This window comes from Martinezella calliandrae (assembly GCF_030272695.1).
Taxonomy (GTDB): domain Bacteria; phylum Pseudomonadota; class Alphaproteobacteria; order Rhizobiales; family Rhizobiaceae; genus Rhizobium; species Rhizobium calliandrae.
Genome location: NZ_JARFYN010000014.1, coordinates 1 through 13402, shown reverse-complemented (window position 1 = coordinate 13402; position 13402 = coordinate 1). Strand labels below are relative to the sequence as shown.

Here is a 13402-nt window from a genome sequence, read left to right as displayed (position 1 = left end):
TGGCGATGATCAGACGCGGCGCTTCTTGCGCGGGCGGCAACCATTGTGCGGGATCGGGGTCACGTCGCGGATAGACGTGATCATGAAACCGGCAGCCTGGAGCGCGCGCAGAGCGGATTCACGACCGGAGCCCGGACCGCAAACTTCGACTTCCAGCGACTTCATGCCATGTTCCTGGGCCTTCTTGGCGCAGTCTTCAGCAGCGATCTGAGCAGCGAACGGGGTCGACTTGCGCGAACCCTTGAAGCCCTTGGCACCGGCGGACGACCAGGCAATGGCGTTGCCCTGCGCGTCGGTGATGGTGATCATAGTGTTGTTGAAGGTCGAATTAACGTGCGCAACGCCCGAGGTAATATTCTTGCGCTCGCGACGGCGAACGCGGACGGCTTCCTTGGCCATGTTAGTCCTTTCTTGGATCTCTTCACCGCCGTAATACCAGCGGCTACACCGGAGCGACGCCTATATGGCCCCGCTCCAAACTCAAAAGAGGCCGGCGCAGACCGCCAGCCTCCCACATCCGGTTTCCCGGAAATTACTTCTTCTTACCAGCAATAGCCTTTGCCGGACCCTTGCGGGTGCGGGCATTGGTGTGGGTGCGCTGGCCGCGAACCGGCAAGCCGCGACGATGACGCAGACCACGGTAGCTGCCGAGGTCCATCAGGCGCTTGATGTTCATCGCGGTTTCGCGACGAAGATCACCTTCGACCTGATAGTCGCGGTCGATGGTTTCACGAATCTGCAGAACTTCGGCATCCGTCAGCTGATTGACGCGACGCTCGGCCGGAATACCGACCTTCTCGCAGATTTCCTGTGCAAACTTCGGTCCGATCCCGTGAATGTAACGAAGCGCAATAACTACGCGCTTTGCAGTCGGGATGTTGACGCCAGCGATACGAGCCACGCCTGTTCTCCTTGCATTCCTTTTGCCTGAGCAAAGGGCTTTGTTATGCAGCCCTGGAGCTGCTTGTTCAATTTGGGTCCGCAACACGTCAAAACGACCGTGCTCGGACCTCCCTACGGAAATCCGCGCCGATCGCATGGTATGTCGCGAGTTGGCGCGGTGTTTAGCGGAATCAGCGCAAAAAAGCAACCGCCCCCGACAAGTTTATTTTTAGCTATCTAGAGCTTAGAAAGGATGGCCTCGATATTGGCCGTCACATGCTGGATATCGGCCATGCCGTCGACTGACTGAAGCTTGCCCTTGGCATAGTAGTAACCAATGAGCGGCGAGGTTTCCTTGTAGTAGACCTGCAGACGCTCGACGACTGTCTCTCTGTTGTCGTCGGCGCGACGCTTGAAATGCGTAGAACCGCACCGATCGCACACACCCTCCACTTTCGGCTTCAGGTTTTCGTCGTGATAACCGGCGCCGCAGTTGGCGCAGGTATAACGGCCCGAGATGCGATCGGCGAGTACGCCGTCGTCCACTTTGATCTCGATCACGACTGAAAGGTCGAGACCTTTTTCCTTCAGCATCGTTTCCGTCGCATCAGCCTGAACCAGCGTGCGCGGATAACCGTCAAGAATAAAGCCCTTGGCGCAATCTGGCTGATCGATGCGATCGGACACAATGGCGTTGACGATTTCATCGGAAACAAGCTTGCCGGCGTCCATAACGGCCTTGGCACGCTTGCCTACTTCAGTCCCGGCTGCCACCGCGGCCCTCAGCATATCACCGGTGGAAAGCTGCGGAATGCCGTACTTTTCCACAATACGCTGGGCCTGGGTCCCCTTACCTGCTCCCGGCGGCCCCAAAAGTATCAATCTCATCGCCCCCTCTTTCCTCCACGCAACTTCGATTTCTTGATCAGGCCTTCATATTGCTGTGCGATCAGGTGACCCTGAATCTGCGCCACCGTATCCAGCGTTACGCTAACCACGATCAGAAGCGAAGTGCCACCCAGAGACAACGGAATACCGGTCTGGGACACGAGAATTTCGGGCAGAATGCAGACGAAGACGAGATAGATCGCGCCGATAACCGTGATTCGGGTCAGCACATAGTCAATATATTCGGCGGTGCGCTCGCCCGGACGGATGCCCGGAATGAAGCCGCCATGCTTCTTCAGATTGTCGGCCGTGTCCTTCGGATTGAAGACGAGCGCAGTGTAGAAGAACGCGAAGAACGCGATCAGGGCGGCGTAGAGCACCATGTAGATGGGCTGGCCATGACCGAGGGCAGCGACGATCGAGGTGACCCAGGTCGGCAGGGCCGTGTTGTTGCCGAGACCGGCAACGGTTGCCGGCAGCAGCAGCAACGACGATGCGAAGATCGCCGGGATAACACCTGACGTGTTGAGCTTGAGCGGCAGGTGCGAGGTATCGCCCTGGAACATACGGGTGCCGACCTGGCGCTTCGGATACTGGATCAGCAAGCGGCGCTGGGCACGCTCGACGAAGACGATCAACCCGATGACCAGGACAGCTACGACAAGCACTGCAAGAATGAGACCGGTCGACAGAGCACCGGTGCGACCAAGTTCGAGCGTACCGGCAAGCGCTGTCGGCAAACCGGCTGCGATCCCCGCGAAGATGATCAGCGAAATACCGTTCCCGATACCGCGCGAGGTAACTTGCTCACCGAGCCACATCAGGAACATCGTGCCGCCAAGCAGCGTGACGACGGTGGAAAGGCGGAAGAACCAGCCCGGATCAAGGACGACGCCGTTTCCGTGCTCAAGGCCGATCGCGATGCCGTAGGCCTGCAAAGCCCCGAGCAGCACCGTGCCGTAGCGGGTGTACTGGTTGATGATCTTGCGGCCCTGCTCGCCTTCCTTCTTCAGGTTCTCGAGCGCGGGCACGACCGATGTCATGAGCTGCACGATGATCGAAGCGGAGATATAGGGCATGATGCCGAGCGCAAAAATCGCCATGCGTTGCACGGCGCCGCCGGAAAACATGTTGAAAAGGCCGAGAATGCCGCCGGACTGATTCTGGAAGGCCTGGGCGTAGGCCGCCGGATTGAGCCCCGGAAGCGGGATGTGGGTACCCAGACGGTAGACGAGGAGAGCACCGAGCGTGAACCACAGGCGCTTCTTGAGATCCTCGGCTTTGGCAAAGGTCGCAAAATTGAGATTGGATGCCAATTGTTCCGCTGCAGAAGCCATGCAAATCTCCGCATTACCAATTCCGGCATAATCGGCCGGGTCCGGAATCAGTCTTTAATTGTTTAAAAGCCGGGCTTTGGACGGATTGCGCTGCAATCGGATGCCTCACCCTAGGTTCCCGTTATTCCCCGGAAAGACACTGCTGCATCATTCAGGTTCGTGAGGCTCACATATGGGAGCAAAATCGCCCGGTGTGAAGCACCCCGGGCGATTTATTGATAAGATTATTCTGCGACAGAAGCGAGCAGCTTGATGGAACCGCCTGCCTTTTCGATCTTTTCGACCGCCGGCTTGGAGGCACCTGCAACTTCCAGCGAAAGCTTTGCCGTCAGTTCGCCGTCCGAGAGAACGCGAACGCCGTCCTTGACGCGGCGAATCACGCCAGCCGCCTTGAGAGCAGCAGCATCGACGGTTGCCTTGGCATCGAGCTTGCCGGCATCGACGGCAGCCTGGATGCGAGCGAGCGACACGACAACATAGTCGGCAGCGAAGATATTGGTGAAGCCGCGCTTCGGCAGACGACGGTAAATGGGCATTTGACCGCCTTCGAAGCCGTTGATGGCAACGCCCGAACGGGACTTCTGACCCTTAACACCACGGCCACCAGTCTTGCCGGAGCCGGAGCCAATGCCGCGGCCGAGGCGCTTGCGGCTGTGGGTCGAACCTTCGTTATCCTTGATCTCATTCAGTTTCATAGCAAATACCTCCGGCTCACTTCTCGTCGACAACGCGAACGAGATGCTGGACAGCACGGATCATGCCACGAACGGCCGGCGTATCTTCCAGCGTGCGGCGACGGTGCATCTTGTTCAATCCGAGACCGATCAGCGTCTTCTGCTGAACATCCGGACGGCGGATGGGGCTGCCAATCTGCTCGACCGTAACGGTCGTCTTGGCTTCAGCCTTCTTGGTCGTCTTGGCCATAGGTCAAACTCCCTTATTCTTCGGAGGCGTTGCCCGAGGACGTACGGCGAGCCTGCAGGGTGGCATACTTGATGCCGCGCTGAGCTGCGATGTCCTTCGGGTGAACCTGGTGCTTCAGGGCGTCGAACGTAGCGCGAACCATGTTGTACGGGTTCGACGAACCGGTCGACTTGGCAACGACGTCATGAACGCCGAGCGTTTCGAAAACGGCGCGCATCGGGCCGCCGGCGATGATACCGGTACCGACCTTGGCCGAGCGCAGCAGAACCTTACCGGCGCCATGACGGCCATGAACGTCGTGATGCAGCGTACGGCCGTCACGCAGCGGTACGAAGATCATGTCGCGCTTGGCGCTTTCGGTTGCCTTGCGGATCGCTTCCGGCACTTCGCGTGCCTTGCCGTGACCGAAGCCGACGCGGCCCTTCTGGTCACCGACGACGACCAGAGCGGCAAAGCCGAAGCGACGGCCGCCCTTTACAACCTTGGCGACGCGGTTGATCGCGACCAGCTTGTCGACGAATTCGCTATCGCGCTCGTCACGGCTCTGGCGGTCTTCCCGCGGAGCCCTCTTTTCCTGTGCCATTGTCCTCTTCCTTTTTCTTTTCCGGGTGCAATCGGCAAACAAAACGAAGACCGCATCGACCTCCCGAAGGAGATCAGCGGTCCGGTGATATCCGGCCGGCGCTCGAAGCTTCCGGCCGGAAACTTCATCAGAAGGTCAGACCACCTTCACGGGCTGCATCGGCCAGAGCCTTGATGCGGCCGTGATAGATGAAAGCGCCACGGTCAAACACGACCTCCTTGACGCCGGCCTTGGAGGCGCGCTCAGCAACGAGCTTGCCAACGAGGGCTGCGGCTGCGGTGTCGGCACCGGTCTTCAGAGAACCGCGCAGATCCTTGTCGAGGGTGGAGGCAGACGCGAGCGTCTTGCCGGCCACATCATCGATGACCTGGGCGTAGATGTTCTTCGACGAGCGATGAACCGACAGGCGCGGACGGCCATTGGCCACCGACTTGAGTTGACGACGCACGCGGTTGGCACGACGTGCAAGTGCTTCTTTCCTGCTAGCCATTTCGCGTGATCCTTACTTCTTCTTGCCTTCTTTGCGGACGATCCGCTCGTCGGCATACTTGACGCCCTTGCCCTTGTAAGGCTCGGGACCGCGATATTCGCGGATTTCAGCGGCAACCTGTCCGACCTGCTGCTTGTTGATGCCGGTGACGACGATTTCCGTCGGCTTCGGCACAGCAATCGTGATGCCCTGCGGCGGCTCGTAGATCACGTCGTGGCTGAAACCGAGCGCGAGCTGCAGGTTCTTGCCCTGCATAGCGGCACGGTAGCCGACGCCGTTGATTTCGAGCTTGCGCTCGTAACCGTCCTTAACACCCTTCAGGATGTTCTCGATCATCGTGCGGGACATGCCCCACTTTGCGCGAGCATCCTTGGAGTTGCTGAGCGGCGTTACGACAATTGCATTGTTTTCCAGTTTGAGACCGATTTCGTCGTTAGCGACGAAAAACAGCTCGCCCTTGGGGCCCTTAGCAGTCACTTTCTGGCCATCAACCGAGGCCGTGATTCCTGCAGGCACCTGAACGGGCTTTTTACCGATACGAGACATTTTTCAAACCTGTCTGTTTCGAAGGAGATCCCTGTCCGATCTTAGAAGACCGAGCAGAGAACCTCGCCACCAACATTCTGTTCGCGAGCCTGGTGATCGGCCATCACACCCTTCGGGGTCGAAAGGATGGTGATGCCGAGGCCGTTCGCGACCTGCGGAATGGACTTGACCGAGACATAAACTCGGCGGCCCGGCTTGGACACACGGCCGATCTCGCGGATCACCGATGCGCCTTCATAGTACTTGAGCTCGATGTTGAGCTCAGACTTGCCGTTGCCGAAATCGACGACGGAGTAGCCACGAATGTAGCCTTCAGCCTGCAGAACATCGAGAACACGCGCACGAAGCTTGGACGCAGGCGTCGAAACCGACGACTTGCGGCGTGAAGCACCGTTGCGGATACGGGTGAGCATATCGCCCAAAGGATCAGTCATAGTCATCTAATCTGCTCCTTACCAGCTCGACTTGACGACGCCCGGCACTTTGCCGAGGTTGCCGAGTTCACGCAGCGCGATACGCGACATGCGCAGTTTGCGGTAATAGGCGCGCGGGCGGCCCGATACTTCGCAACGGTTGCGAATGCGGGTCTTGGATCCATCGCGCGGGAGCGATGCCAGCTTCAGAGTAGCCTTGAACCGCTCTTCGATCGGAAGAGACTGGTTCATGATGATTGCCTTCAGGGCAGCCCGCTTCGCAGACTGGTTGGCAACCGTATTGCGGCGGCGCTTGTTCTTTTCGACTGCGCTTGTCTTCGCCATATCAGGGTTCCTTTTCTACGCTCGTCGTTACGGTTATTGACGGAACGGGAAGTTGAACTCTTTCAGAAGAGCCCGAGCTTCGTCGTCGGTCGTCGCCGTCGTGCAAACGATGATGTCCATGCCCCACATCTGATCAACCTTGTCGTAGTTGATCTCAGGGAACACAATGTGCTCCTTGATGCCCATGGCGAAGTTGCCACGACCGTCAAAGCTTTTCGGGTTCAGGCCGCGGAAGTCGCGAACGCGCGGGAGCGCGATGTTGACCAGACGATCCAGGAACTCATACATGCGGGCGCCGCGTAGCGTGACCTTGGCGCCGATCGGCATGTTTTCACGGACCTTGAAGCCCGCGATAGAGTTGCGTGCGCGAGTGATGACCGGCTTCTGGCCGGCGATCGCTGCAAGGTCGGCAGCTGCAACAGTCGGCTTCTTCGAATCAGCCGTTGCTTCGCCCACACCCATGTTGATCACGATCTTGTCCAGCTTCGGGATCTGCATCTCGTTGGCATAGGAGAACTTCTCCTGCATCGCTGCGCGAATGCGGGCGACATATTCCTTCTTGAGCCGCGGCTCGTACTTTGCCTCAGCCATCGATCACTTCTCCCGAGGTCTTGGCCACACGGACCTTCTTGCCATCTACAACCTTGAAACCGACGCGGGTCGGCTTGCCGTCCTTGTCGACGATCGCAATGTTGGACAGGTGAAGCGGGGCTTCCTTGCTGATGATGCCGGCTTCCTGGGTCTGCGTCTGGCGCTGGTGGCGCTTGATGACGTTGACGCCCCGGACGACCGCACGGTCTTCCTTCGGTAGCACTTGAATAACTTCGCCGGTGCGGCCCTTGTCCTTGCCGGCCAATACGACGACCTTGTCGCCTTTACGGATCTTTTGCATCGCTCCGCTCCTTAAAGTACTTCTGGAGCCAGCGAGATGATCTTCATGTGGTTCTTGGCGCGAAGTTCGCGCGGAACCGGTCCGAAGATACGGGTGCCGATCGGCTCTTTCTTGTTGTCGATGAGGACTGCTGCATTGGTATCGAAGCGGATGACGCTGCCATCCGGACGACGGATGTCCTTGGCGGTACGAACAACAACCGCCTTCATCACGTCACCCTTCTTCACACGGCCGCGCGGAATGGCTTCCTTGATCGAAACGACGATAACGTCGCCGATCGAGGCATACTTGCGCTTCGAGCCGCCCAGCACCTTGATGCACATGACACGACGTGCGCCGGAATTATCCGCCACGTCGAGGTTTGTTTGCATCTGAATCATGTCAGGTCGCCTTCTTGTTGTTACCGGAATGGTTGGGCTTAACAGCCCCCTACCCCGGCTTATGGACTAGTGTCTTGTCTGATTTCTCCAGCGCTCGGCACCACCTGGGTCACCTTCGCCGGCCATCAATAAAGCAAAAGAACGCCCGTTCTCGAGCGTCCTGCTTCCAAGCTCGTGCTTCATACAGATATTTCGCCCAAGCGCAAGGGCCTGAGCGAAATTCTGTTACTTGGTCTGGGCGGAAACGACCGTCCAGGTCTTATCCTTGGAGATCGGTGCGCATTCCTCGATGGAAACGACGTCGCCGACCTTGTACTGATTGTTTTCGTCGTGAGCCTTGTACTTCTTGGAACGACGAACGGTCTTCTGGAGCAGCGGATGAGCGAAACGACGCTCAACGCGGACAACTACCGTCTTCTCGTTCTTGTCGCTGACCACGACGCCCTGCAGAATGCGCTTCGGCATGTTATTCTTCCTTTAAGCCTTTGCTTCTGCCGCCTTCTGGCGGGCAATGGTTTTCACGCGGGCGATGTCCTTGCGGACTTCGTTAATGCGCGAGGACTTTTCAAGCTGGCCGGTAGCCTTCTGAAAGCGCAGGTTGAACTGCTCCTTCTTCAGCTTGGCAAGCTCGTCCTTGAGTTGGTCGGCGCTCAGGGCGCGAACATCTGCGGCTTTCATGAGCTTCTTCCTTACTCTGCAATGCGCTGCACGAAGCGCGTCTTGACCGAGAGCTTGGCGGCGCCGAGGCGCAAGGCCTCGCGAGCGATTTCTTCGCTCACACCATCGATCTCGAACATCATACGGCCGGGTTTGACCTTGCATGCCCAATATTCGACAGAGCCCTTACCTTTACCCATGCGGACTTCGGTCGGCTTTGCGGTTACCGGAACATCCGGGAACACGCGGATCCATACACGGCCGGCGCGCTTCATGTAACGCGTGATCGCGCGGCGAGCCGCTTCGATCTCACGAGCGTTGACGCGGTTGGGCTCCTGCGACTTCAGACCGAATTCGCCGAATGCGAGGTCAGAACCACCCTTGGCAACGCCCTTGATGCGGCCCTTAAATTGCTTGCGGTACTTCGTACGCTTTGGCTGCAACATTTTCTTATTCTCCGAACTTATCTGCCACGAACGCTATCAAGCGTTTTCGCGGCGGCGGTCTCTATCGCGATCGCGGCTAGCCGGACCTTGGGCGTCGCCTTCCAGCGCGCGGCGTTCGGAGGCCATCGGATCGTGTTCGAGGATTTCGCCCTTGAAGATCCAGACCTTGATGCCGCAGATGCCGAATGCGGTTTCTGCTTCAGCCGTGCCATAGTCGATGTCAGCGCGCAGCGTATGCAGCGGCACACGACCTTCGCGGTACCATTCAGTACGAGCGATTTCCGCACCGCCGAGACGGCCGGCGCAGGTGATCTTGATGCCTTCGGCGCCAAGACGCATCGCGGACTGAACGGCGCGCTTCATGGCGCGACGGAAAGCAACACGGCGCTCGAGCTGCTGAGCGATCGACTGGGCGACTAGCGTCGCGTCGATTTCCGGCTTGCGCACTTCAACGATGTTGAGGTGCGTTTCGGAATTCGTCATGTCCGACAGCTTCTTGCGGAGCTTGTCGATGTCAGCGCCCTTCTTGCCGATGATCAGGCCCGGACGAGCCGAGTGGATCGTCACGCGGCACTTCTTGTGCGGGCGCTCGATGACCACCTTGGAGATACCGGCTTGCTTCAGTTCGTTCATGACGAACTTGCGCATCTTCAGGTCTTCGTGGAGGAGTTGGCCATACTCGGCATTGTCCGCAAACCAGCGGCTATCCCAGGTACGGTTGATGCCAAGACGAAAACCGATTGGATTGATTTTCTGACCCATTATGCGGCCTCCCCTTGAGCTTCCACTTCACGAACGACGATCGTCAGATGCGCGAACGGACGCTCGATACGAGACGCGCGGCCACGGCCACGAGCGTGGAAACGCTTCATGACGATCGACTTGCCGACGTAGGCTTCCGCCACGACCAGCGAGTCAACGTCGAGATCGTGGTTGTTTTCTGCATTGGCGATCGCAGATTCGAGCGTCTTCTTCACGGCGCCAGCAATACGCTTGCGCGAGAATTCCAGCTCTGCGAGCGCGCGATCAACCTTCTTGCCGCGGATCGAAGCCGCGACCAGGTTAAGCTTTTGCGGGCTGACGCGGAGCGTGCGCGCAACTGCCTGCGCCTCGTTGTCCTTCAGCCGGCGTTCGGTTTTTGCCTTGCCCATTGTTACTTCCTCTTCGCCTTCTTGTCCGCACCGTGACCATAATAGGTACGGGTCGGGGCGAACTCGCCGAACTTGTGTCCGACCATGTCTTCGTTGACGCTGACCGGAATGTGCTTGCTGCCGTTGTAGACACCGAAGGTGAGGCCTACGAACTGCGGCATGATGGTGGAGCGGCGGCTCCACATCTTGATCACTTCGCTACGTCCGCCTTCACGCACCTTCTCAGCCTTCTTGAGAAGATAGCCGTCAACAAACGGACCTTTCCATACTGAACGAGCCACTTGAGACTTCCTCTCTTACTTCTTGCGCTGATGGCGCGAGCGCATAATGAACTTGTCAGTCGACTTATTCGACCGCGTACGCTTGCCCTTGGTCGGCTTGCCCCAGGGAGTCACCGGATGGCGACCACCGGAGGTGCGGCCTTCACCACCGCCGTGCGGATGGTCGACCGGGTTCATGACAACGCCGCGGTTATGCGGACGCTTGCCGCGCCAACGGGAACGACCGGCCTTGCCGTCGTTGATGTTACCGTGATCCGGGTTCGAAACGGCGCCGATCGTTGCGAGGCACGAGCCATGCACGAGGCGCTGTTCGCCGGAGTTCAGGCGAAGGATCGCCATGCCCTGGTCACGACCGACAAGCTGCGCGTAGGAACCGGCGGAGCGAGCGATCTGACCGCCCTTGCCCGGCTTCATTTCCACGTTGTGGATGATGGAGCCCACCGGGATGAACTGAAGCGGCATGGTGTTGCCAGGCTTCACGTCCACAGCCTTGTCCGAAGCGATGACCCTGTCGCCGGAAGCGAGGCGCTGCGGAGCGAGAATGTAGGCCAGTTCGCCGTCCGTGTACTTCACCAGAGCGATGTAAGCGGTACGGTTCGGATCGTATTCGATGCGCTCGACAGTCGCCTCAACATCGAACTTGCGACGCTTGAAGTCGACCAGACGGTAGCTACGCTTGTGACCACCGCCCTGGAAGCGCACGGTGATGCGGCCGAGGTTGTTGCGGCCACCCTTGGAGGTCAGGCCTTCGGTCAGGGTCTTGACCGGCTTGCCCTTGTAGAGCGAGGACCGGTCGACGATGACCAGCTGACGCTGGCTCGGGGTCGTCGGATTGAATGTTTTCAATGCCATTTTCTTATTCCTCAGAGACCGGTGGAGACGTCGATCGACTGGCCTTCGGCGAGCGTCACAACAGCCTTCTTCACGTCCTTCTGCTTGCCGACCAGGCCGCGGAACCGCTTGACCTTGCCCTTGCGCAGCAGAGTGTTGACGGCCGTAACCTTGACGCCGAACAGCGCCTCGACGGCAGCCTTGATCTCAGGCTTCGTCGCGGTCTTGGCAACGTTGAAAACAACCTGGTTGTTATCCGAAACCAGCGTGGACTTTTCGGTGATCGCAGGAGAAACGATCACATCGTAATGGCGAAGATCCGTCACTTGAACCGCTCCTCTAGAGCTTCAACCGCAGCCTTGGAAAGCACGAGCTTGCCGCGACGCAGGATGTCGTAAACGTTGATGCCCTGAACCGGCAGAACATCGATATTCGGGATGTTCTGGGCTGCGAGCTTGAAGTTGTTGTCGAGCTCGGCGCCACCGATGAAGAGCGCGTTGGTCAGGCCGAGCGTCTCGAAAGCGCCGGCGAGAGCCTTGGTCTTGGCATCGGCTGCGATCAAGTTGTCGAGGACGATGACGTCTTCGGCCTTGATCTTGGCGGACAGAGCATGACGCAGGCCGAGGGCGCGAACCTTCTTCGGCAGATCGTGCTCGTGGCTGCGAGCGACCGGGCCGTGAGCCTTACCACCGCCGCGGAACTGCGGAGCGCGAGCCGAATGGTGGCGAGCGCGGCCCGTACCCTTCTGCTTGTACATCTTGGCACCAGTGCGCGCTACGTCTGCGCGGCCCTTTGCCTGATGCGTGCCCTGCTGCTTCTTGGCGAGTTGCCAGCGAATGACGCGTGCGAGGATGTCCTCACGCGGCTCGAGGCCGAAAATCGCATCAGAAAGGGAAACCTTCCCAGCGTCTTTTCCCTCGAGGGTCTTGACGTTCAATTCCATTGGTTTGGCTCCCTTACTTCGCAGCCGACTTGACGGCATCGCGCACGATGATCCAGGCACCCTTGGAGCCGGGAACTGCGCCTTTGACGAGGATCAGACCGCGATCTTCGTCGGTCGATACCACTTCGAGGTTCTGCGTCGTGACGCGCGTCTGGCCCATGTGACCAGCCATCTTCTTGTTCTTGAACACCTTGCCCGGGTCCTGGCGCGAACCGGTCGAACCGTGCGAGCGGTGCGAAACCGACACACCGTGGGTGGCTCGCAGACCGCCGAAGCCGTGGCGCTTGATGGCGCCAGCAAAGCCCTTACCAATCGTCGTGCCGGTCACGTCGACGAGCTGACCAGCCGTGAAGTGACCTGCGTTGAGCTCTGTGCCGACTTCAAGCAGGTTGTCGTCCGTAACACGGAATTCGACGAGCTTGGCCTTCGGCTCAACGCTGGCAACGGCGAAGTGACCGCGCAGGGCCTTCGTCGTGTTCTTGACTTTCGACTGGCCGGCACCGAGCTGAACTGCGGTGTAGCCATTCTTTTCAACGGTGCGCTGGGCCACGACCTGGCAGCCATCCAAACGCAATACGGTTACCGGGACATGCTCGCCGGCGTCGTTATAGACGCGGGTCATTCCCACCTTCTGTGCAATCACACCTGAACGCATCGGTTCAATCCTTCTCACTCAGCTCGAGGACCAGAGGTCTCAGAGCTTGATCTCAACATCGACACCGGCGGCGAGATCGAGCTTCATCAGCGCGTCTACCGTCTGCGGGGTCGGGTCAACGATGTCGAGAAGGCGCTTATGCGTGCGCATCTCGAACTGCTCGCGGCTCTTCTTGTCGATGTGCGGGGACCGGTTTACCGTGAACTTCTCGATACGAGTCGGAAGCGGAACGGGGCCCCGGACGCTAGCACCGGTGCGCTTCGCCGTCGACACGATCTCGCGCGTGGAAGCATCGAGAATCCGGTGATCGAACGCCTTCAGGCGAATGCGGATATTTTGGCCGTTCATTCGACGTTATCCTTGTGTTTTGTTATCTCGCGTGCCGCTCAAAAGGGGGCACGGATTGTTCTATTTCCTAAGGCGGACCACCGGTATCAAAGATCGAGAGGGACGCCGCCTACGGCATCCCCATCCACTTCTTTAGACCTTTCGGCCCACCTTATCGTTAATCTCATTGACCGCTTCGGTGTTCGAAGCAGGGCGCAAATCGCGCTCGCGCGCCATTTGCAACATTTCCACGTCATAAGCAAGCGACTACTGCCGCTTGCATCACATTATTATCATCGAATCGGCCGCTCGGATGGAGCGGCCGATTTTGAATTACTCGACGATGCTAGCGACGATGCCGGCGCCGACGGTGCGGCCGCCTTCGCGGATAGCAAAGCGCAACTTTTCTTCCATTGCGATCGGAACGATCA

Annotated in this window: 26 protein-coding genes; all 26 read right to left on the bottom strand. The window is 58.8% G+C overall.

The genetic code is table 11. The features are described from left to right. Window positions 1-9: 9 nt before the first annotated feature. Window positions 10-399, bottom strand: a complete 390-nt coding sequence (gene rpsK, locus PY650_RS12875) for a 30S ribosomal protein S11 (RefSeq protein ID WP_004118426.1) — start codon at window positions 397-399, stop codon at window positions 10-12. A 133-nt stretch (window positions 400-532) separates the two neighbouring features. Beyond that, complete coding sequence (gene rpsM, locus PY650_RS12870; RefSeq protein ID WP_004118424.1) at window positions 533-901, bottom strand: 30S ribosomal protein S13; 369 nt, start codon at window positions 899-901, stop codon at window positions 533-535. Window positions 902-1119: 218 nt separating this feature from the next. Continuing rightward, on the bottom strand, window positions 1120-1770 hold the full coding sequence (locus tag PY650_RS12865) for an adenylate kinase (protein WP_285879645.1): 651 nt from the start codon (window positions 1768-1770) through the stop codon (window positions 1120-1122). Then, window positions 1767-3107 carry a preprotein translocase subunit SecY gene (gene secY, locus PY650_RS12860; RefSeq protein WP_285867213.1) on the bottom strand — a complete coding sequence of 447 codons (1341 nt, stop codon included), beginning with the start codon at window positions 3105-3107 and terminating at the stop codon, window positions 1767-1769. Before secY ends, PY650_RS12865 begins: the two co-directional genes overlap by 4 nt. Window positions 3108-3331: 224 nt before the next feature. Beyond that, window positions 3332-3802 carry a 50S ribosomal protein L15 gene (rplO, locus tag PY650_RS12855; RefSeq protein WP_285867212.1) on the bottom strand — a complete coding sequence of 157 codons (471 nt, stop codon included), beginning with the start codon at window positions 3800-3802 and terminating at the stop codon, window positions 3332-3334. A 16-nt stretch (window positions 3803-3818) separates the two neighbouring features. Further along, a complete protein-coding gene (rpmD, locus tag PY650_RS12850; protein ID WP_285879644.1) occupies window positions 3819-4031 on the bottom strand; it encodes a 50S ribosomal protein L30 in 213 nt (70 codons plus the stop codon). A gap of 13 nt (window positions 4032-4044) precedes the next feature. After that, complete coding sequence (rpsE, locus tag PY650_RS12845; protein ID WP_285879643.1) at window positions 4045-4614, bottom strand: 30S ribosomal protein S5; 570 nt, start codon at window positions 4612-4614, stop codon at window positions 4045-4047. 127 nt (window positions 4615-4741) lie between these two features. After that, on the bottom strand, window positions 4742-5104 hold the full coding sequence (rplR, locus tag PY650_RS12840; RefSeq protein WP_028753963.1) for a 50S ribosomal protein L18: 363 nt from the start codon (window positions 5102-5104) through the stop codon (window positions 4742-4744). Window positions 5105-5116: 12 nt separating this feature from the next. Further along, window positions 5117-5650: a 50S ribosomal protein L6 gene (rplF, locus tag PY650_RS12835; protein ID WP_285879642.1), complete on the bottom strand. Its 534-nt coding sequence runs from the start codon at window positions 5648-5650 to the stop codon at window positions 5117-5119. Window positions 5651-5691: 41 nt separating this feature from the next. Continuing rightward, the gene (gene rpsH / locus PY650_RS12830) at window positions 5692-6090 is read right to left on the bottom strand and encodes a 30S ribosomal protein S8 (protein ID WP_112572299.1); all 399 of its coding nucleotides are present in this window, start codon (window positions 6088-6090) and stop codon (window positions 5692-5694) included. Between the two features lie 12 nt (window positions 6091-6102). Further along, window positions 6103-6408, bottom strand: a complete 306-nt coding sequence (gene rpsN / locus PY650_RS12825; RefSeq protein ID WP_285879641.1) for a 30S ribosomal protein S14 — start codon at window positions 6406-6408, stop codon at window positions 6103-6105. 33 nt (window positions 6409-6441) lie between these two features. Further along, window positions 6442-6999, bottom strand: a complete 558-nt coding sequence (gene rplE / locus PY650_RS12820; protein ID WP_004118404.1) for a 50S ribosomal protein L5 — start codon at window positions 6997-6999, stop codon at window positions 6442-6444. Continuing rightward, window positions 6992-7300 (bottom strand): 50S ribosomal protein L24, encoded by a 309-nt coding sequence (rplX, locus tag PY650_RS12815; protein ID WP_104822787.1) that lies wholly within the window; start codon window positions 7298-7300, stop codon window positions 6992-6994. The genes rplE and rplX overlap by 8 nt, the downstream gene beginning before the upstream one ends. A gap of 11 nt (window positions 7301-7311) precedes the next feature. Then, window positions 7312-7680: a 50S ribosomal protein L14 gene (gene rplN, locus PY650_RS12810; protein WP_003573790.1), complete on the bottom strand. Its 369-nt coding sequence runs from the start codon at window positions 7678-7680 to the stop codon at window positions 7312-7314. Between the two features lie 225 nt (window positions 7681-7905). Further along, window positions 7906-8145 carry a 30S ribosomal protein S17 gene (gene rpsQ / locus PY650_RS12805; protein ID WP_120703921.1) on the bottom strand — a complete coding sequence of 80 codons (240 nt, stop codon included), beginning with the start codon at window positions 8143-8145 and terminating at the stop codon, window positions 7906-7908. A gap of 12 nt (window positions 8146-8157) precedes the next feature. Continuing rightward, the gene (gene rpmC / locus PY650_RS12800; RefSeq protein ID WP_007690763.1) at window positions 8158-8358 is read right to left on the bottom strand and encodes a 50S ribosomal protein L29; all 201 of its coding nucleotides are present in this window, start codon (window positions 8356-8358) and stop codon (window positions 8158-8160) included. 11 nt (window positions 8359-8369) lie between these two features. Further along, entirely contained in the window at window positions 8370-8783 is a 414-nt protein-coding gene (gene rplP, locus PY650_RS12795; protein ID WP_004118395.1) for a 50S ribosomal protein L16, read from the bottom strand. A 36-nt stretch (window positions 8784-8819) separates the two neighbouring features. After that, window positions 8820-9545: a 30S ribosomal protein S3 gene (gene rpsC, locus PY650_RS12790; RefSeq protein ID WP_104822786.1), complete on the bottom strand. Its 726-nt coding sequence runs from the start codon at window positions 9543-9545 to the stop codon at window positions 8820-8822. Next, window positions 9545-9934, bottom strand: a complete 390-nt coding sequence (gene rplV / locus PY650_RS12785) for a 50S ribosomal protein L22 (protein ID WP_004118391.1) — start codon at window positions 9932-9934, stop codon at window positions 9545-9547. Before rplV ends, rpsC begins: the two co-directional genes overlap by 1 nt. 2 nt (window positions 9935-9936) lie before the next feature. Continuing rightward, window positions 9937-10215: a 30S ribosomal protein S19 gene (gene rpsS, locus PY650_RS12780; protein ID WP_004118389.1), complete on the bottom strand. Its 279-nt coding sequence runs from the start codon at window positions 10213-10215 to the stop codon at window positions 9937-9939. Between the two features lie 15 nt (window positions 10216-10230). Next, on the bottom strand, window positions 10231-11067 hold the full coding sequence (gene rplB, locus PY650_RS12775; protein ID WP_285879640.1) for a 50S ribosomal protein L2: 837 nt from the start codon (window positions 11065-11067) through the stop codon (window positions 10231-10233). Between the two features lie 11 nt (window positions 11068-11078). Then, on the bottom strand, window positions 11079-11372 hold the full coding sequence (locus tag PY650_RS12770) for a 50S ribosomal protein L23 (protein WP_285867207.1): 294 nt from the start codon (window positions 11370-11372) through the stop codon (window positions 11079-11081). Next, window positions 11369-11989, bottom strand: coding sequence for a 50S ribosomal protein L4 (gene rplD / locus PY650_RS12765; protein ID WP_285879638.1), 621 nt, complete (start codon window positions 11987-11989; stop codon window positions 11369-11371). The genes PY650_RS12770 and rplD overlap by 4 nt, the downstream gene beginning before the upstream one ends. A gap of 13 nt (window positions 11990-12002) precedes the next feature. Then, window positions 12003-12644, bottom strand: coding sequence for a 50S ribosomal protein L3 (gene rplC, locus PY650_RS12760; protein ID WP_285879636.1), 642 nt, complete (start codon window positions 12642-12644; stop codon window positions 12003-12005). 39 nt (window positions 12645-12683) lie between these two features. Continuing rightward, window positions 12684-12992, bottom strand: a complete 309-nt coding sequence (gene rpsJ, locus PY650_RS12755) for a 30S ribosomal protein S10 (protein WP_003547547.1) — start codon at window positions 12990-12992, stop codon at window positions 12684-12686. 312 nt (window positions 12993-13304) lie between these two features. Continuing rightward, a partial coding sequence (locus PY650_RS12750) for an EF-Tu C-terminal domain-related protein (RefSeq protein ID WP_131614796.1) occupies window positions 13305-13402 on the bottom strand: 98 nt, incomplete at its 5' end.